Source organism: Anabaenopsis sp. FSS-46, from assembly GCF_029891665.1.
GTDB classification, from domain to species: domain Bacteria; phylum Cyanobacteriota; class Cyanobacteriia; order Cyanobacteriales; family Nostocaceae; genus Anabaenopsis; species Anabaenopsis arnoldii.
Genome location: NZ_JANQDG010000053.1, coordinates 1 through 20,513 on the forward strand (window position 1 = coordinate 1; position 20,513 = coordinate 20,513).

The following is a 20,513-nucleotide window of genomic DNA, read 5'->3' on the forward strand; positions in this document are numbered from 1 at the left end:
AAATATAATTAGCAATTGGTATGAAGTACAGAGGAATCTATTTACTTCTGTTGTCCGTGAGCATATTTTTGCTAATCTTAATAGCGATCGCATGATCTAGCCATCATAGATCATGTTTTTTGTCAATGCGTAAGTCCTAGTTTTTTCAATTCTGGGAATTCTTTTCTTAAATAGTTGCTACTACGACCTTTAAAAGCTTTAACGATTATTTGATTATGCAAGAGTTAAAGAATTTACAATTCTGCCTAAAAATGGGGCATTTTACCTGGAATTATCTTATGAAATGGAGAGGAATAAACAGGATTTAGATATTAATCAAGCTTTATCGATTTACCTTGGTACTGCTAACAATCTAGCAGCGTGTGTTGATACTTTAGGAAATTCCTTATTGATTGATGCTCGCTCAATGAAGGTAGTGAATCAGTTGTGGAATCAGAATTAGTTTAATTGTCACTGAAGAATCTTACACGTCAAAACCCAGCTACTTAGATGGAGACTCCCTACCCAAATACTAAAGAAACTTACCAAGGTAAGTTTCTTTAGGGGGTCAGGTGTTAAACAGCTACTGGTTCTAATTTAGCGATGGCACTTTCCATCTGTTGAGCGACCTTGGTAAGTTTCTCAGAGGAGTTGGTTTCCAGATAAACACGTACCAGAGGTTCTGTACCGGAGGGTCGCAACAACACCCAACTACCTTCTTCTAAGTACAGCTTAATCCCGTCTTTGCGTCCAACTTCTTTAACTTTAATTCCCGCCACCTCACAAGGGGGATTTTCAGTAAAGGAGTCAATCACAGCGGTTTTGTGTGCCTCCGTCAGGTGTAAGTCAAGACGGTCATTGTAAAGCGGTCCATCAGCCTCTGCGATCGCTTCTTTAACCAACTGACTCAGGGGTTTACCTTCATAGGCGATGGCTTCGGCAACTAGCATATCAGCTAAAATACCGTCTTTTTCGGGAATATGCCCCAGTATACTTAAGCCACCTGATTCTTCACCTCCAATCAGTACGGTAGTTTCCCGCATTTTTTCACCAATGTATTTAAAGCCTACAGCTGTTTCATAAATTGGCAGCCCATATTTAGCGGCAAAATTGTCTAGGAGGTGAGTCGTGGCTACAGTCCTGACGATCGCACCAGTTTTACCTTTATTTTTGATTAAATGACGTGCTAGTAATAACAGCACAGTATTGGGGGTGAGAACATTTCCTTGTTCATCGACAATACCAAAGCGATCGCTGTCACCATCCGTAGCCAGTCCCAAATCAGCTTGATCGGCACGTACGGCCTCCACCAACCCGACTAGTTGTTCACCTTTGGGCTCTGGCATTCCGCCGCCAAATAGGACATCACGATTAGTGTGGAAGCTTTCTAACTGACAGTGACACTGTTGCAAAACTTCATCCAAATAGCCGCGAGAAGTAGAATAAAGCGCATCGTACTTCACCTTTAAATTCGCACTTTTAATCCGTTCTATATCCAGTAAAGTGTAGATAAACTTGAGATACTCGGGTTTGGGGTCAAAAATGGAAATTTTACCCACAGGACTACTGCCAGGCAGGGCATCAGATGCGATGTCAATATTAGCCACAATTGTATCAGTAATTTCTGGTGTGGCTGGTCCTGCATAATCAGGGATATATTTAATTCCACAGTAAGGCGCTGGATTATGGCTAGCAGTAAACATCAGAGCACCCGCCGAATTCAAAAGCCGCGCGTTGTAGGCAATTACTGGTGTGGGGCAGTCCCGATCAGTAATTTTCACCGTCCAACCCAAGTCTGCCAAAACCTCAGCAGATGTTTGGGCGAACTGGTCAGCCAAAAATCTAGTATCGTAGGCAATTAGAACCGGTCTATCTTTTGAGTAAGCTGTTTCGAGGTAACTTGCGATCGCCCTGGTGACTTTCCGCACATTTGGGAAAGTAAAATCATCAGCGATGATTCCTCTCCAACCGTCAGTACCAAATTTTATTTGACTGGAATTGCTACTAGCGCTCATTTTTACCACTTTCTCCCTGATAACTTTAATCCTATAGGAAGCTTCCCGCAAAGCGTGCCTAGCCGCAAGTGTCCCCCAATGTATTTTTTCTCACTGATCATTGAGCAACGTCATTTTCTAATCGACCTTTTGCCAGTTATCACCTTTAGTCTTTATTTGCCCCATCAACAGGACAAGAACCTTGGTACTACCAGATGAGAAGGGGGTTGATTAAAGCACGCCAACATAAACCACAAATCAAAACGCTGTTAGTCTCCGAAATCAAGTCAGATTAATTTCGGACTGTTGCGTCTTAGGGATTCCAATGTATTTTACAAACTAACCGAAGGATTTATCATGACTGCGATTAAAATCCCTAGCGACCTACATCCCCAGGCTGAGAAAACCCACCGAACCCTGGTTGCGTTTATGGCTAACGCCACGCGATCGCGAATGGCTAATCGCTAAATGGCGGTAATTCTTTAACAATTGTAAAGCGAATGTGATTAATGGCCAAGTCGCCTATGGGAATGTCTTCTTTGGTCAGCCGAACACCTTGACTACTCAAGGTTTCAAAGGGTATACCTTTGCCAATTTCAATATGATACCAGGATAAACCCATAAAAAAGCGTGTCGGGTAGGGGCCATTGTTACCTAAATCATCAGGATTAGATTCCATTGGTAACCAACCACAACCGGGGATGTAGAATTCTAACCAAACATGGTTAAAGTCCGGTTGTAAAGGAACTCCTTGGTGTTCGCTGTGGGGCGGACATTTATATCTACCGACCGTGCGACAGGGGATACCATTCAAACGGCACAAAGCCAGTAAAACACCTACATACTCGCCACAGGAACCAACACCCCGTTCTAAGACTAAATCAGGGGTGTCAATATAAGGTTTAATGCCGTAGGACAACTGATCGTATACGTAGTTACGGATATTATACATTTTCCGCAGAAGATTAGTTTCCGATCCAATAGCTTCACGGGCAGCACGTCTGACAATGGGTGTATCCATTGCCAAATCATCATCATCCACTAAGTAGCTTTTTTCATCTTCTGGTGATCCTATGCCTAACGCCACGCTATCGCTATGGGGAATATCTTCTACATCCCTGGGGGTGATGCGATATTTAATACTTCGTACTTCCAAGAATGCTTTCCAACCGAATATATGCCTTTCCCCTGGTGTCAGGGCATCAAATTTAAATACTGCTACACGTTGGCCATCTATTATTTCCTCCGTAAAAGGGATACCAATAGGTTCAACGTATTGCAACTTTTGACGTTCAGTGTTTGAGGGTAGGGCAATACGCCATTCTACATCGGGCAAATATACCTCTTCTAAGGGAGCAATTTCCTCGGCGTAGGACATTTCAATCAGATAGCCATTGGAAAGAGCGTAGTGTTTATCTGCCTGGTGATGGTAATGTAAGGGGTGAATAAAGGTGCGATCGCGGTATGTGAGTTCATGACAAGGATCAGCATTAGGGTTATCCCGGATATAAGGTTCTTCTGAGGCATAGGCCACAAAAAGAGTTTCTTTACCTGTCTGTTGATGAGTATGAATGGCAATACCCGTGGGAGATTCAAATGGTGTTAACACGCTGAATTGAACTTCTCCAGTGGCTCTGTCCATAGCATAGACTGTTTGCTCCGTGCGATCGCAAACCCAAAGGGTATCACAGTTGACTGCCAAATTTTCCACCCCCACACCCGGTGCATAAAACCGAGTAATTTCCTTGCGCGTATTGCGGTCAAAAATCAGAATAGATCCGAGTTTTTGGCAACTAACGTAAACTGTTGATTCCCAAACAGCAACGCCATCAGCACCATAAGGTAGGGTGACAAAATGCTCTAGACCCAAAGATGAGAGTTTGGACAGATAAACACTGTTTTCCCGCGTTACCCACAGGGAGTCTGACCATACTGCTAGTCCTGCAACATCGCGAAATTCCCTGACTTGGTGGGGATTGCGGATTTTGCTGTTATCAGATGTGGGGTCAATCTCCAGTAGATGCCCTTTAATAGTATCAATGGCAATCAGTGTATCTTGGATGAAAGCAATGCCACAAAGAGTGGCTGCTGTTAAAGGTCGAATTGTTCTGTGACCAAACATTGGGCTGGTAATCAAACTAGGAAGTGCAAAACTCATATTAAGCCAAAATTAAATTCACCGTTTAGCACACCCAGAATTAATTTTGGCATATTTTTGATCACCAAAATCCTGGCTTTTAGAGAGAATTCACTACACTTATATGTCATTAATATTACATTTATTGTATAAATACATAGCTGATGATTCCAAATAAACTAGTAACCTGTGTTTGAGTTTCAGATCCCGGACTTGTTTCATAAACTCCAGAGTCTTGAGCACCTACACTAGAAGTCCGGGATCTGCACAGAATTACATCTATAGCAACAGACAGGGCGGTTAGAACAGGACAAAATTACCAAACCATGTCCTTGTACATCTGTTTAATCGTTTAGCGCTAGAGCAGGTGACTAGCTACGTATGCCCTGGTAGGTCTTTAACTCTTACCTCTAACGTAGTACCTTTTGGGTACTGAGTCTGGTCAGATTAGGTATCTTTCAAGCCCCGACCTAAAGGGCTGGGGTTTCTGAACTTTAGTTGATGCTAGAAAGGTCATCTTTAAATTATGATCTAACTTTGTAACCATTTCGGTGTGACATACACAATGTCTGGTAAATCTGAGTCCCAAGGTCTTGGTGTTTGGCATAGTTGGGAAGTTGATCAAGCCATCAACCTGCTTAATACTAACGCAGACAGTGGCTTAAAAGCCGAGGAAGTGCCACAACGTCAGCAAAAATACGGTGAGAACGAACTAAAAGAAAATAATGGTCGCAGTTCCTGGGAGATACTGCTAGATCAGTTCAAAAATATTATGTTATTGATGCTGATTGCAGTAGCCGTAATTTCCGCATTTTTGGACTTCATGGCTTGGCAAGTCGGAGAAATTGCTCCCGGTGAAGTGCCATTCAAAGATCCCATCGCGATTATGGCAATTGTAGTTCTCAATGGCATACTTGGCTATGTCCAAGAAACCCGCGCAGAAAAAGCCCTAGCCGCCTTGAAAAAACTCAGTTCTCCGAACGTGCGAGTTATCCGTAGTGGCAAATACATAGAAATACCCGGCAAGCAACTAGTCCCAGGGGATGTGATGCTGTTAGAAGCCGGAATGCAGATAGCCGCTGATGGACGCTTAATCGAACAGTCTAATTTACAAGTGCGGGAATCAGCGCTTACAGGTGAAGCAGAGGCGGTGAGTAAGCAAGCTAATTTAATATTACCGGAAGAAACATCATTAGGCGATCGCATCAACTTAGTCTTTCAAGGAACTGAAGTCGTCCAAGGACGCGGCAAAGTCCTGGTAACTAACACAGGTATGGAAACCGAACTGGGTAAAATTGCCGCCATGTTGCAGTCCGTCGATAATGAACCGACACCTCTACAGCAGCGCATGACCCAGCTAGGTAACGTCCTAGTTACAGGTTCCCTCGTTCTCGTCGGCATAGTAGTAGTAGGCGGTATTATTCAAGCCAGAGGATTGGCAAACATTCGAGAACTCTTAGAAATTTCCTTGAGTATGGCAGTCGCCGTAGTTCCAGAAGGTTTACCCGCCGTGATCACCGTCACCTTAGCCCTGGGAACACAGCGTATGGTACGCCATCATGCCTTGATTCGCAAGCTACCAGCCGTAGAAACATTGGGTTCTGTAACTACAATATGTTCCGATAAAACTGGCACATTGACCCAAAATAAAATGGTAGTCCAGTCAATTTATGCCAATGAAAATATATTTCGGGTCACAGGAGAAGGCTATACACCCATAGGGGAATTTCAGTTAGATAATCAAACTATTCTTGTCGAAGATTATCCCGAAATTTCCGCTCTCATGGTCGCTTGTGCTATTTGTAATGATGCTGTGCTGCAAAAAGAAAAAGGTGAATGGGCAATTTTAGGAGACCCCACCGAAGGAGCATTAGTAACAGTAGCCGGAAAAGCTGGTATTGAGAAAGACCAGTGTTACAGCTTACCCCGCGTCAGTGAGTTTCCTTTTGACTCAGAACGCAAGCGCATGAGTGTAATTTGTCAGGTTGAAGTAGAGACATCCCCCCCTGTAGAAACGTCCCGGCAGAACGTCTCTACTATTGACGGGGTAATGACCAACTTAATAGCGTCTCAACCTTACTTAATGTTTACCAAAGGTTCACCGGAGTTAACCTTAGCACGGTGTACTGAGATTATTTTGGGTAACAATTGTCTGCCATTGACAGATAATCAACGCGCTGAAATATTGGCAGAAAATGACCGGATGGCAAGCCAAGGTTTACGAGTCCTAGGTTTCGCTTACAAACCCCTGCTACAAATCCCAGAAGGGGAAGGGGAAAAATGTGAGGTAAACTTGGTTTGGTTAGGCTTAGTCGGGATGCTAGATGCCCCACGTCCAGAAGTTAGAGCAGCAGTGCAAGAGTGTCGCCATGCTGGAATTCGTCCCATGATGATTACAGGAGACCACCAACTCACAGCACGGGCGATCGCCATTGATTTGGGAATAGCTCAAATAGGTGATACAGTGCTGACAGGTCAACAATTGCAACACATGACCGACCAGGAGTTAGAGCAACAAGTTGACATAGTAAACATCTACGCCAGAGTAGCCCCAGAACACAAACTGCGAATAGTGCAAGCTCTTCAACGTCGGGGTAAATTTGTCGCCATGACGGGCGATGGTGTCAACGATGCCCCCGCCCTCAAACAAGCTGATATTGGCATAGCCATGGGCATTACTGGTACTGACGTCAGCAAAGAAGCCAGTGACATGGTACTACTAGATGACAACTTTACCACCATTGTTGCAGCCACCAAGGAAGGAAGAGTAGTTTACACAAATATCCGCCGTTTTATTAAGTATATTCTTGGTAGTAACGTGGGGGAAGTTCTCACCATTGCCTCAGCCCCACTGCTAGGGCTAGGCGGCGTTCCCCTGACACCATTACAAATTCTCTGGATGAATTTGGTTACAGACGGTTTACCAGCATTAGCCTTAGCTGTAGAACCCGCAGAAGCAGATGTGATGAAACGTCCGCCTTTTAGTCCCCGGGAAAGTATTTTTGCTAGGGGGTTAGGTTCTTATATCATTCGGACGGGAATTATTTTTGCTGTGATTACCATTATTTTGATGCTATGGGCATACAATCACTGCCAAACACAGGTTCAGGGGCTTGACCCAGAACGATGGCAGACAATGGTATTTACTTCCTTGTGTATAGCACAGATGGGTCATGCGATCGCCATTCGTTCTCATAACAAATTAACCATAGAGATGAACCCCTTCTCTAATATGTTTGTCCTGGGGGCTGTAGTTTTGACAACCATATTACAGATCATACTCATTTACTTCCCACCCCTGCGCGCTTTCTTTGGTACTCATTGGCTACCTCCCACAGAGTTGGCTATTTGTTTCGGTTTCAGTGCTTTGATGTTTGTCTGGATTGAACTCGAAAAGCTTTTCTTGCGCCTGAAAGGTAGAAGCAGTTTTGACCGGTGACCAAATTCATGGGGTCTTTTATCCGGGCTCCTAGCCAAGCGCGTGAATGACCAATCACCAATCACCAATGACTAATGACCATGATTTATGTACCTCAAAAACCTACACCTGAGACAATTTCGTAATTACCAAGACCAGAAAGTTGAGTTCACCGCTGCTAAAACCATTTTGGTCGGTAATAATGCTCAGGGAAAATCTAACTTGTTAGAAGCGGTGGAATTACTGGCGACATTGCGATCGCATCGCATGGGGCGGGTGACGGATTTCATTCAAGCAGGAAAGGAAATAGCTCAAATTAATGCCACCCTAGAGGGAGAAAATAGTACCAGTGATTTGGCGTTGACTCTGCGCAGGAATGGTCGCCGCAGCGTTGCGATTAATGGTGAGTCTGTACGCCGACAAATGGATTTTTTGGGTGTACTTAATGCTGTGCAGTTTTCTAGCTTGGATTTAGACTTGGTACGGGGTGCTCCTGATGGTCGTCGAAACTGGCTAGATACACTGTTAATTCAACTCGAACCGGTCTATGCTGACATTTTGCAGCAATACAACCAAGTATTACGCCAACGCAACGCTTTTCTAAAAACAGTAGAGACGTCCCGGCGGAACCTCTCTATCAACTCAGCAGCGCCTAGTAGAGATGGGATTAATCCCATCTCTACATTAGCTATATGGGATGCTCAGTTAGTTACCACTGGAACCAAGGTAATTAGAAGACGCCATCGTGCTATTCAAAGACTAGCTCCCATTGCTGCTGCTTGGCACGCTAGTATTAGTAGTAGTACAGAAATTCTGCAAATTAATTATGTGCCTAGTGTACCCTTTGACTCCACCCATCCAGAAGATATCAGTCCAGCCTTTTTAACCAAAATTCAACAACGAACTGCTGCGGAACTGTACCGAGGTACCACCCTTGTCGGACCTCATCGCGACGAAGTAGAATTAATGATTAATCAAACACCAGCCCGTCTGTACGGTTCCCAAGGGCAACAACGAACTTTAGTACTAGCTCTCAAATTAGCAGAATTACAATTGATTTCAGAAGTAGTCCAAGCACCGCCCCTGCTATTACTGGATGATGTTCTGGCTGAATTAGACCCATTTCGCCAAGATCAATTACTCAATGCCATTCAAGACCGGTTTCAAACTCTAATTACTACCACTCACCTCAGTTCTTTCGATGCTCAGTGGTTGAATTCCTCCCAAATTCTGCTTGTGAAGTCGGGAGCGATTGAAGAACGATATAGCAGCAATGACTAACGACCAATGAGTAATAATAAATTGAGTGGATAAACTCTACTGGCTGGATCAAATTCAACTGCAAGACCGCCGTCAGGTAGGAGACAAAGCATTCTACCTGAGCAAGATTATGCAGCGTGGTTACCCGGTGATACCTGGTTTTGTAGTTTCAGCAGAAGTTTTGCGAGAATTTCTGGCAACTCTCAATAGTAAGTCGGCTTTAGTAGCAGATTTACCTTATTCCTCTTTGCACCTAGATGTAGCTAATTGGCGACAACTTCAGGTGTTAGCTGGTCGCTTGCGTCGGGAAATTCTCACCGGAACCGTACCACCACAGTGGGTAAACCAAATTTACCAGCAGTCCAGAGAATGGGATACCAGTTATGTGATTTTGCGTCCCAGCGTGGCTCTATCGGGTATGATGCCAGAGATGGGAAATCCCTCTGGGTTGTTGGATGCAGTTTTTTGCGGGTGTGATGAGGAAAAGATAGCTTCGGCATTGAAACGTACCTGGAGCCAGTTATTTCGGGCTAGGAGTCTACTGTATTGGCGGCGAATGGGGGTTAACCTGCAAAAAATTAACTTAGCGGTGTTGGTGCAACCAGTAGAAAATGCTATTGCTAGTGGTCTTCTGTATGCCCATTCTACCACCACGCCACTGAAGGTATCAGAGTGGACAATAGAAGCGACTAAGGGATTAGGAATAGCAATTTGTCAAGGCGATGTACTACCGGATGTCTACTATGTCCAACTGGAAACAGGGCTGGTACTAGAGAGACATCTAGGCCATAAAATAGTGGCTTATGGCTTCCCCCATGAGCTATGGCTACGCCACGCTAGCTATCAGCCAAGTGGTTTTGATGATACTAGTACTCTGGATTCATCCCAGTTAGTCCTCACGGCAGATCATAGTCATATAGTGACTTATATACTTAGTCAGCAGGAACAAAAGCAATTCGCTTTATCAGAAGAACATCTGCAACAAGTGATGACTCTGGGACATCAACTTGTGAGTGAAATAGGAAACAACTTTAGCATTAAATGGACTATCTCAGCAGACACAGCAAAGCCTAATCTCTACTTGACTCAAGTTAGTTACCCTACTAAGTCTACAGTTCCTACAGTTCCATGGCTAACCCCACGCGATCGCTATCAGATAGGAATGGCTACGCCACGCAAGCTCATAAAACCCACTGCCACGCAATCGCTATCCCAAAGAATCCTTACCTCTTTGAAAGCCAACCAACCCACGCCGGCTATGATTACAGGTATCCCAGCATCAGGGGGACGTGTGAAAGCAACTGCTGTTGTAATTACTGATGCTGACAATAAACCAAGACACATAGATAAAGGAGTAATTTTAGTAGTACCAACGATTACGCCTGATTGGTTGCCTTTATTACAAAATATTTCCGGTCTGATCACTGAGAAAGGGGGATTAACTAGTCATGGGGCAATTCTGGCGCGAGAACTGCGTATCCCCGCCGTGGTTAATGCGGTGGATGCCACAGTTTTGATTAAACACGGTGAGGGGCTGCTTGTGGATGGTGATCAGGGCGAAATTTATCCCCATGGCTACGCCACGCAAGGTATCAGAGGCGATAAAACACCAGCACAAGAGAGTCAAGAACTAAATCCCGCCACCATCCCGCCATCTCCCCAGTTTCAGATCCCGGAGTTGTTTCATAAACTCCAGACTCTTGAGCATATACAGAAAAGTCCGGGTTCTCCCCTTCCTCCTAGTGTTCCTGATTGTCCAATGATTTCTACCCAGTTGTTACTTAACCTGAGTCAGCCGATATTAATTCAGTCTGCTCAAAGTTTACCGGTGGATGGGGTGGGATTGTTACGTTCAGAATTAATGTTACTCAATATCCTAGAAGGTGAACATCCTCAGAGTTGGCTGGTTAGTGGTCGTGAAGCAGAATTACTGGAAAAATGGACAGAGCAGATTATCCGCTTTGCTGCTGCTTTTGCGCCGCGACCAGTTTTTTATCGTTCTTTGGACTGGCCATATACTACAGGTAACCCACCTCATCTGGAGTCCCCCAGCAATAGCGACAGCGTAGCGTTAGCCATAGGCGCTCCCCCCAATACCACTGGACATCGCGGTACATTTGGTTATTTATGCCATCCCGCAGTGTTTGAGTTGGAACTCACAGCTTTGGCAACTGTGCAAAAAGCTGGATACACTAATATTAATCTATTGTTGCCTTTTGTTCGCAGTGTAGCGGAGTTTTCTTTTTGTCGGGAGAAGGTTGAAAAAGCAGGTTTAACCCAAGTACCCCAGTTTCAACTGTGGATAATGGCAGAAGTTCCCAGTGTGCTGTTTTTGCTGCCAGAATACGTTAAAGCAGGTGTAGCTGGTATTTCCATTGGTACAAATGACCTCACTCAATTACTCTTAGGAGTAGATCGAGAACAAGGAGATATGAATAGAGTATTAAATGAACTTCATCCGGCGGTCATGGGCGCGATCGCTCAATTGATCCAAATGGCACAATCTGCGGGGATACCCTGTTCCATCTGCGGTCAAGCACCCGCGATTTATCCAGAAATTATCGACCAGTTAATACAATGGGGTATTACTTCTATTTCTGTAGAACCAGAAGCAGTAGACAGGACATATAGAGCGATCGCACGTGCTGAACAACGCCTCATTTTAGCCGCAGCGAGAAACCAACTTCAAGATTAGTAACCTGTTCAAGTTTCTAATTAAGTCCATAAAAAACTATCATAGATTATGTGGTTAGTTTTATCGTGTACAAATGTCCCTCCCAGAATTCCGCGATCAAATTGCAAAATTAGTCACCACAGCAGCAAATATGCTGCTTTCTCGCCGTGCTGGTAAAGCGGAGGAGAATACAAAAGATAATCTGATTGCACCTTTTCTAGATGCACTGGGTTATACAAGGGAATATCGCACCCCTGAAGGTTCAATTCGCAGTTTAATTGGAACTACGACCTGGGTTGATTATTTGCTTCGTCCTGAAGTAAACCAGCATCCCAAACTAATGTTTGAAGCCAAAAGTTTATGGGATAAGAATATATGGAATACAAATGAACAGCAAGTTTTAGATTATCTGAGAAATTACAGTCTAGATGTTGGCACACAAGAACCTGTTCTGTGGATTATCCTCTCAAATTTTCGGGAATGGCACATTTTAAGGTTACAGGATAAAAAACCTTTTTGGTCATTTACAATGGAGGAAATGCGAGATGATACTGAGCTTGTCAGCAGACTATATACTTGCCTCAGCCGTGATAATTCACGCAGTGATCGTCTAGAAGCATTTTACAGCGAAAAAACCAGAGAAGGATTAGGCACAAAATTTCTGGCTGATTTAAAAATTTGGCGTGTTATTCTTGCCAATGGTATCAAAAAATCACAACCTAATTTAAGTTTAGAAAAAGTCCGCGAAGCTTCTCAAGTTATTTTAAATCGTTTTTTGTTAATTCGACTTTTAGAGACATTCAGCCGAGAAATGCCCTTCAACTATCTCGGTAGAGTTTATTATCACTGGCAGCAAACTTTCCCAGATTTACCATTCATTGAAGACCTCAGACGAGCTTTTCATAATACCTGGATAGGCTATAATACTGAACTATTTCAGCCTTCTTGGATTGATAAACTCATGATTGATGTTCAATACATTCAATCAATTATTGTCATAAATGCAGTGCCACCAGCGGGTATACTTGATACAATTACAGGAAATTTAACAACCTATCGCTCAATTTACAACTATGATTTTACCACTCTAACACAGGATATTTTAGGTACTGCTTATGAACAGTTTCTAGCCCATCAATTAACTCTGGTGGGCGATGTTGTCAAAATTTTAGAAAATCAACAAACCCGCAAGCGCGAAGGAATTTTCTATACTCCTGACTATATTGTTAATCGTATTGTATATCAAACTCTACAAGCTTCAATTAAGCCTAAAATTGATGCGGCCATTGGTTTTTTGGAAGTAGGAGACTTTCATCAAGCTTATGCATTTGCAAGTTCAGTCTTAGACATGACAATAATTGACCCTGCTTGTGGTTCAGGTTCATTTCTTTTAGGTGCATTCGATTATATACTGGGTGAAATTAAACGTTATAATCAAGCTTGTGCAACAGCTAAGATACCTGACAACTTTGATTTATTTAGTCATGTATCAGTACAACCAATTATTAATCCTGAAGAACAGATCATCGTCAGAATGCTCCATGGGGTAGATAGAGACCCCCAAGCTGTGTTATTAGCAAAACTGTCACTCTGGACAAAATTATTGCGATCGCGTCCTGATGAATATGGTAGACGCGGTGGATCTATATATTCTCATCTTCCTGCACTAACTTTAAATATTAGAGTTGGAGATAGTTTAATACATTCTCCCGCAAATTTAGCACCATTTCAGGATTCACTAGGAAGAGCCGCAGATTTAGCCAGAAATGCTAGAGATACTAATCAAACTGAAATACAAAGAAATCAAGCAGTTACTAACTTTGAAACTAGCATTACATCAATCAATCAGCAGATTAATCCTGTTTTAACTGCCTTTTTCGCTAGTGATGAAAGTATACAATCAGTAGTGCATTTGATCAAACATAGAGAAGCTAATATCAAAGAATTAGGACTAATTCGCTCTTTTTTAACAGACGCTATCAATCCTGAAAACTTAGATGAATGGACTGAAAAAAATTTAGAAGATTGGACAACTGCCGAATTAGCCAGAGTTAAATCTGAACTAATGACATTAGAAAGTGCCTTAGAAGAAGTTGTTATTAAACGCCCATTTAACTGGTATGTTGAATTTCCTCATATATTTGATCCACAATTACCAGCAGCAGAACAAGGGTTTTTTGCTGCAATTGGCAATCCTCCCTATTTTAACGTTGATGCCATCTTTGGCAAAAATGCCCTAGAATTAAAATGGCTCAGGTACGCATATCCTGATATTTATACTGATAAAACAGATATATTGTTCTATTTTATTAAATGGGGATTTGAATTGTTACGTGATCAAGGACGGCTGAGTTACATTGTTTCACGTTCTTTCATCCAAGGTGATAAATCCTCCAAATTGAGAGATTTTATCAGCCGCAAAACCCAAATTGAAAGTATAATCGACTTTTTAGGTCATAAAGTATTTAGGGCTGGAATTGCTACTTGTATAATTTCTTTAATTAATAAGGATATATCAAGCAATGAACTAAAATTTTATGTCGAAAATGTGATCAATTTTGCCGATGTCAAATCTGTATTAGGTTCAGATAATCCTCTGAACAAGTTTCCTGAAAATTCTGTTAACACAGTAGAACTTCTACAACAAACCTTAAATTCATCTCGTTGGAGTATATCGCCATATAATGAAATTTTCGCCATAATTGATTCTCAAGGAGTGAAACTCAGAGATTTACCTGAATGTGACTTAGTTGAACAGGGTATTCAAACAGGAGAAAACAGTGTTTTTGCACCTAATAATGGTTTTAGTTTTGAATTTTCTGAAGATATACTAGATATACTCACCCCAATTGTGAAAAATTCTGGAATTTTTGCTTATGGATTTGTTCCCGATAATTCTTATTTGTTATATGTTGAAAACAGTAACAGCTTTGAAGATTTACCAGAACCAATTCAAAAGTATTTGCTCGAAAATAGAGGTAAGTTGGAAAAAAGAGCAGCATATAAAGAAGGAAGTTGTCAGTGGTATGCTTTACAAAGATCAAGGCGTAAAGACCAACATTTTCATTTCCGCCCTAAAATTTTATGTCCATATCGTGCGAGTAATAATAGGTTTAGCATTGATTTAGAAGGTCAGTTGGCAGGTTTAACAGATACTACTGCTATATTTTTAAGAGATATATATAATTACGATTCAGATAATCCAATAATTACTAGACTATATTTTCTGACAGCTTTACTTAATTCTAAAGTTCTTGAGTTCCGTTACACAGCATTAGGTGGTTTAGGAAAACTCACCAGTACAAGGATGTTTGAATACTTTGAAAATCAAGTTGGTGATTTGCCAATTCCCCAGTTGAAGGAACCTGAAAGTAATAGTGATTACCAAACTTTAGTACAGTTAAGTCGTGAAGCTCATCAGATTTGGCAAAATCGTTACCAAATTGTTACCACCTACCAATCTAAAGCTTCAGGAGTTACTTATCAAGAAGTATCGTTAAATGAATATCACAGATTGACTGGAGATTATGCTACTGACATTGAGTGGGAAAGTTCTCATCCTCATCGAGAAGGACATCTATTAAAATTGCAAATACAGGCGAGTGTCGATGGATATGTTATTTGGGGCGAAGTGAGCGATGATGAAGATTGGCAAGAGGGAAATCGTGAATGGATAGAAATAGCTCGTGTGAGTATTCGCACACCACACTTGCGCCGATATCTTTTAGCAAGGCTGATTTATCTCACTGAGTTTGATTCATCTTTTCGTAATAAACGAAAGTTGTCTCGTGAAGCCGGAAATTTGGTCAATGCAGCCTTTGATGTTTTGAAAGTTAATCGTTATGATATCGATAGTTTTAGTAATCTTCGGGCTTTAGAAGTTATTGAGCAAAGAGTTAGGCAAGAACTTGGTATATCAGAATTGGAAACAGTTTTATTAAGACAACTTGAAATCAGAAATCAAATTGATACAATTGCCTATCGCCTTTATGGAGTAGAGGAGTATATTGATATTATTGAGCAAGCCTTGAAGGTTGTATTGTAGTCTCAAGCACCACCACTTTCACTGGTATACCTCAACTGAAATAGGAAATTTAAAATTTGAGAATCAAGTCAAAAAAAATTACCAAACATGGGTGTTTTTTGATTTTATTTAAGAAAGTCAAAAAACACCACAAAAATATCAATAACGGAAAATAGCTGCTACTGCTGTACTATTAGGCATTTTTTCTGAGTCCATAGTGTATACTTTACCACCATTTGTCAATGTCTGAATAGCTGCCAAATCTAACATATCTTGATCATCTGGCTCTGGTTCTGAGTGTAAATCTACATTCATGGTATCTGGATTAAATTTGCCCCAAATTTGCATATCCATCGGCACTAATATAGAATCAACCCTTTGGCAATAAGTCGCACAGATAACTTCTTTAATATCACTAGAAGTTGTACCAGTACCAGCTAGTTGTTGATAAAGTGCCACAACTGACTCCTGATTTTGCCGAAACAAAGGTTCAACAATAGGCCAAGCCTGTTGATGCAATTCTTCCGGTTTCATAAGTTCTGGGTTACCAGTAATACTTTCTGCGAGGAAGTAAGGATAAGTATTTGCCTGTTGATAAATGGGAAACAAATATTCAACCCCCATCAATAATAACGGAGAATTGTCCCCCCGGATTGTCTCGTGTACTGCCCGATCTACAATGTGACAAAATTGCAAGATACTTTGTTGATGTTGATCTCGGTCAGGACTTCCCTGTCCATGAACATCGCCAGGTTGTAGAAATGAACTGGCGGTTCCCCTGGTGGGTGTACCAATACGATGTTGTACCCCTCTTTGAATATTCTCCTCTAGGAGAGCTACATCTATACTCTCTGGCATATTTGGTACTTCCACCTCCTCAAGACTGTAGCCAGTTCCCTCAAATAGTCTGATATCTTTTTGACTCAGAGCTAGAAGATAAAACTTACCATCATTGTTGATTAAATGCAGTAATGGCTTAAGATGGAAACGCTCGCCAACAACTACCAATTCTTGAAACTCCATTGGTAGACGATAATAGCGGAACATCTGGGGAGAGATAAAAATTGCTAGTCCCTTGTCTTGGTTTTCCCAAAAATCCGTTGTATCAAGTTCCCTTGCTGGTTGGAGGAAATCAATGGCTTGAGTATGACGAATACCGATGGCACATAAACGTTCCTCAGCTTCACGGATTAAATTTTTAAACCGAATGGGATTCTGTCGAATTTCTGGGCTTGCTTTTTGCATAGGCATATACAAAGAAACACAGGGACTTTGGGGATTATCGACTAAAATTTTGAGTTCATCATGGGATAATATTGGCACTGTTGTTGAACTCCTAGTCAAAAGAAACTAATCAAGCTGATTTCATGTCACAACAGGTTTGATTAATTTTCATCTTGCTTTTGACTTAAGTATGATACAGACTTTTTTTGAGATAGATAAACGGTTAGTTTGAAAGATTACTAATTTTTCCTAGGAGACGATAAAATTACAGCCGCGACGTAGCGATGCAAAGGAGACATTACGATATGTATATTTACTTAAACAGTTGGCAGTACTTATTTAATTCTGCTGCTAAAGCATCTGATTTTTTCCCTGCAGTTTCAGCGGCTAATGTCAAAGATTTATCAATTTCTGTTCTCGCTTTTTGGATTTGTTCCCTACTTGCTGGCGATGCTGCGGCATTTTTAGTTGTACCAAGAGCCTGAGATGCTTTGGCGATCGCTTGACTAAGATTATCAAATATCTGGGCAAAGCTGCTTTGAAACTCCTTCAGATTCGGGTCTGATAAATTTAGTCGTTTTAAAGACTTAGTAATCACTTGCAAATCCCTTGAGAGTTGCAAGCTGGTTACTACCTGCTCTCCTTTATTTGGCTCAATTAAAGAGTTCCCAACATTCACCACCTGAATTAGTCGCTGACATTGGGTAAATTGATCCTCACAACTACTCAGCAGTGGAGTAAAACTCAGACTAACGGTTGCAATCACAATCAACTTACGCCACACAGAAAATACCCCACCGTCATTTGTCAATCATACAGCAGATTACAAGTAAATAGGTACTATATGAATAGTAAAACCTCACTTATTAATAGGTATGGAACCCCGCCACGCTATAGCGCAGCGTGGCGGATGCCTAGCGTGTCACCAATCAACTGGTAAACCCAACTGGTTTAAAGTCTCTCCGTCTTCTAACAACCCTTGAATCTCAGTATCTAATTGAATACCTCCACCAGACAAGACTAAAGCACGTTGAGTCACTTTCCCCAACCAATGTAACTCATGGGAGGCAATTAACATCACCTGCACAGGCAAGTTTAACAATACTTGTGCTAAGTGCCGTCGCCATGCGGGATCAAGTCCGTTAGTTGGTTCATCTAAAATCAGAATTTGTGGCTCTAGGGCTAAAATCGCAGCTATTGCAGCCAGTCGTCTTTGTCCTCCCGAAAGTTCGTGACAGGAACGGTGAGCGTAGGCTTCTAAACCAAAATTTGCTAATAATTCCCTGGCTCGGTCAATAGCTAGAGACGGGGGAATACCGTAATTACGCGGTCCAAAGGTAATATCCTCTAAGATAGTGGGCATAAATAGTTGGTCATTGGCATCTTGAAAGCCAAAACCGATATTACGCCTTAGCTGGGGAAGGGTTTTTTGTTCTAAGGGAATACCATTAATTAAGATTTTCCCCCCATGGGGTTGTTTTAAGCCGATCAGGTTTTCTAATAATGTGCTTTTACCCGAACCAGTAGCACCCATTAACCCTACGCGATCGCCTGCATTCAAAGAAAAAGAAACATTTTCTAAGACTGGCTTCTGGTTACCGTATGCATATACCAGATTCTCCACCTCAATGACAGTGGGGCGGGGGTGATGTGTGGAAAGTTGGGAATCAAATGTCAAAGATTTCAAAATACCCGCACTAAATTGTAAGAACTTATGGTCAAGCCAGATGCTAGGGTAAAAGCGAACAACACCAAAAAACGCTGTTTTGGTTTGAATATCGCCTCTACAGGTAACTGTCCATTGTAACCACGAATGACCATGGCAGCATAAACTCGCTCTGCTCTGTCTAAACTCCTAAGATATAAGGCTCCAATCATCGCAGCATTAGTATAGCGTAACCATGCTGGCTTACCATTTAAACCCCGCAGTTGAGCGCTACGCTGCATCCGTGTGACTTCATCCAGTACAATTTCCAGGTACTGCCCAGTTAATAATAAATTAGCCTTAATTGGTGCAGGTACGGGTAGGCTTTTGAGGGCAATGGCAAAACTATGGGGGGGTAAGGTTAATAAAAAACTATTCATGGTAACCAGACAAATAAGGGAACGTAGCAATAAAAAACTGGCTCTTTCCCACCCCATGGGTAAGGCCATGAATGAGAGGAAAATTAATTCAATACCGAGTATTCCTGCTAGTTGGGGAATGGGTACGCGCAAAAATACCACCCAAACAAGAGCGATCGCCCCATATATTCCCAAGCACAGCCAAGCATTGTACTGTAGTAAGGCTGTCCCCACAACAATTACTAAGGACAAATGCAAACGCAAAGGCAAAGCAAGTTTAAGCATTTTTGGGTTTTACCACTTTAGCAATGCCAAAAGCCGCACCAAAGCTGACTATAGCCCCCAGAAGTCCGGCAATACTAGTACCAATCAATCCTAAAGATTCATGTTCGTAGTCAGCAAAAGGCGTTGATACTTGTACTCGCACTTCGTCGGCTAAACCGATAAAGTCTAAATCCTCAGCCACTTTTTCCAAACCATCAGGCCAGCCTGAAGCTACCAAAGATAAGACTCCAGCAATCAAGAAAATAGTAACCACAGGGACTAACCAAGCTTGAAACTGTTGCTGCTCTCCTGGTAGTAAGTCTGGTCTGGCTTTAGCTAGGTAAACCAAGACACCGCCTGTAATCAGACCTTCACCAATCCCAATCAGAATATGTACACCTGTCATCGCTGGTAAGACTATGTTAATGGGTGCTGTTCCGGAAACAGCTAACTGTAGGGCGCAAACTATGGCTACTACTATGATACTGATAGCCGCCGCAATACCAGCTGCTAGGGGTAAGCGTCCCTTGGAGCCTCCCAGGAGTCTTTGTATAGTTTGGGTTAATACCCAGCCGACCCAAACACTAATGATTGCCGCATTGAAAATATTAGCTCCCAGTGCGGTGATGCCACCATCGGCAAATAGTACAGCTTGAATGATGAAAACTGTGGACATGGATAACATTGCAGCCCAGGGACTACCTAAAACTATGGCTGCTAGGGTTCCCCCCAATAAGTGACCACTTGTACCCCCAGCTACGGGAAAATTGACCATCTGGGCGGCGAAAATAAAAGCTGTGGTTAAGCCGAGTATAGGGGCGCTACGCATCCCTAGCTCTTCTTGCGATCGCTTACAGGCGATCACCAATGCTACTGCACTTACTAAACTTGTAGCCCCAGCTACGGGAATTGAAATAAATCCATCAGGAATATGCATTATCTACTCTGTATGAATGTATTAAATGTGTATAATTACACAGCCAAATAATGTAATTACAGGATCACATTAACAGAAAACATAATTTCTCTGGCTTTTACAATGCCCTCTTGGGGGATTTTAACCTGTTATTCAGGTAATTGTGATCATAATTTTTTAGTTCAAAAATATACTTATTTATCGGAATGTTAAATTTTATTTCTTACCCTGTTGAAACTGGCTGTGTAGCTTTGGGGAGTGATATGTTTGAGTATGATATCTGCAATTAATTTGGTTAATCCTGACCTTGGTGATCTGAGTTGCGCCAGGTTTGTTTCTTGGGTGCTGGGCTTTTGTCAGTTTGCTAGTGAGCTAGTCATAAGCTGACTATTTTATGGACAAAACTATACTTGTGTTTACAAGCATTGACATAAGTGAGTTAAGAAAATCGCCCACTTGATATATAATCCTACGATATCAAGTATTGAATTAAGACTATTGCCAACGCGAAAACCAAGCAATGATAGCGGTAGTCTTTCTTGTAAATCTTAAGAGAAAT

12 protein-coding genes are annotated in these 20,513 nt (G+C 42.0%); 5 read left to right on the forward strand and 7 right to left on the reverse strand.

The window, feature by feature from the left end; all coding sequences use genetic code 11:
* Positions 1 to 283: 283 nt before the first annotated feature.
* Positions 284 to 442: a hypothetical protein gene (locus tag NWP21_RS05065; RefSeq protein ID WP_280791854.1), complete on the forward strand. Its 159-nt coding sequence runs from the start codon at positions 284 to 286 to the stop codon at positions 440 to 442.
* 112 nt (positions 443 to 554) lie between these two features.
* Here NWP21_RS05065 and NWP21_RS05070 read toward each other — a convergent pair whose 3' ends face one another.
* Together NWP21_RS05070 and NWP21_RS05075 are read right to left on the reverse strand one after the other, a co-directional pair.
* Complete coding sequence (locus tag NWP21_RS05070; protein WP_280791855.1) at positions 555 to 1,994, reverse strand: phosphoglucomutase/phosphomannomutase family protein; 1,440 nt, start codon at positions 1,992 to 1,994, stop codon at positions 555 to 557.
* A 436-nt stretch (positions 1,995 to 2,430) separates the two neighbouring features.
* Positions 2,431 to 4,131: a transglutaminase domain-containing protein gene (locus tag NWP21_RS05075; RefSeq protein ID WP_280791856.1), complete on the reverse strand. Its 1,701-nt coding sequence runs from the start codon at positions 4,129 to 4,131 to the stop codon at positions 2,431 to 2,433.
* A gap of 544 nt (positions 4,132 to 4,675) precedes the next feature.
* On the opposite strand from NWP21_RS05075, the gene NWP21_RS05080 reads away from it, so the two are divergent.
* The 4 genes from NWP21_RS05080 (at position 4,676) to NWP21_RS05095 (ending at position 15,507) form a co-directional block, all read left to right on the forward strand.
* The gene (locus tag NWP21_RS05080; RefSeq protein WP_280791857.1) at positions 4,676 to 7,549 is read left to right on the forward strand and encodes a cation-translocating P-type ATPase; all 2,874 of its coding nucleotides are present in this window, start codon (positions 4,676 to 4,678) and stop codon (positions 7,547 to 7,549) included.
* Positions 7,550 to 7,636: 87 nt separating this feature from the next.
* On the forward strand, positions 7,637 to 8,809 hold the full coding sequence (gene recF / locus NWP21_RS05085) for a DNA replication/repair protein RecF (RefSeq protein ID WP_280791858.1): 1,173 nt from the start codon (positions 7,637 to 7,639) through the stop codon (positions 8,807 to 8,809).
* A gap of 25 nt (positions 8,810 to 8,834) precedes the next feature.
* The gene (locus NWP21_RS05090; RefSeq protein ID WP_280791859.1) at positions 8,835 to 11,483 is read left to right on the forward strand and encodes a putative PEP-binding protein; all 2,649 of its coding nucleotides are present in this window, start codon (positions 8,835 to 8,837) and stop codon (positions 11,481 to 11,483) included.
* 73 nt (positions 11,484 to 11,556) lie between these two features.
* Positions 11,557 to 15,507: an N-6 DNA methylase gene (locus tag NWP21_RS05095; RefSeq protein ID WP_280791860.1), complete on the forward strand. Its 3,951-nt coding sequence runs from the start codon at positions 11,557 to 11,559 to the stop codon at positions 15,505 to 15,507.
* Between the two features lie 138 nt (positions 15,508 to 15,645).
* Here NWP21_RS05095 and NWP21_RS05100 read toward each other — a convergent pair whose 3' ends face one another.
* The 5 genes from NWP21_RS05100 to NWP21_RS05120 form a co-directional block, all read right to left on the reverse strand.
* Positions 15,646 to 16,809, reverse strand: coding sequence for a hypothetical protein (locus NWP21_RS05100; RefSeq protein ID WP_280791861.1), 1,164 nt, complete (start codon positions 16,807 to 16,809; stop codon positions 15,646 to 15,648).
* Between the two features lie 214 nt (positions 16,810 to 17,023).
* Complete coding sequence (locus NWP21_RS05105; RefSeq protein WP_280791862.1) at positions 17,024 to 17,476, reverse strand: hypothetical protein; 453 nt, start codon at positions 17,474 to 17,476, stop codon at positions 17,024 to 17,026.
* Positions 17,477 to 17,632: 156 nt separating this feature from the next.
* Positions 17,633 to 18,397: an ABC transporter ATP-binding protein gene (locus NWP21_RS05110; protein WP_280791863.1), complete on the reverse strand. Its 765-nt coding sequence runs from the start codon at positions 18,395 to 18,397 to the stop codon at positions 17,633 to 17,635.
* On the reverse strand, positions 18,394 to 19,059 hold the full coding sequence (locus NWP21_RS05115) for an energy-coupling factor transporter transmembrane protein EcfT (RefSeq protein WP_271733874.1): 666 nt from the start codon (positions 19,057 to 19,059) through the stop codon (positions 18,394 to 18,396). Before NWP21_RS05115 ends, NWP21_RS05110 begins: the two co-directional genes overlap by 4 nt.
* Positions 19,052 to 19,975 (reverse strand): energy-coupling factor ABC transporter permease, encoded by a 924-nt coding sequence (locus NWP21_RS05120; protein ID WP_271733875.1) that lies wholly within the window; start codon positions 19,973 to 19,975, stop codon positions 19,052 to 19,054. Before NWP21_RS05120 ends, NWP21_RS05115 begins: the two co-directional genes overlap by 8 nt.
* Positions 19,976 to 20,513 lie beyond the last annotated feature (538 nt).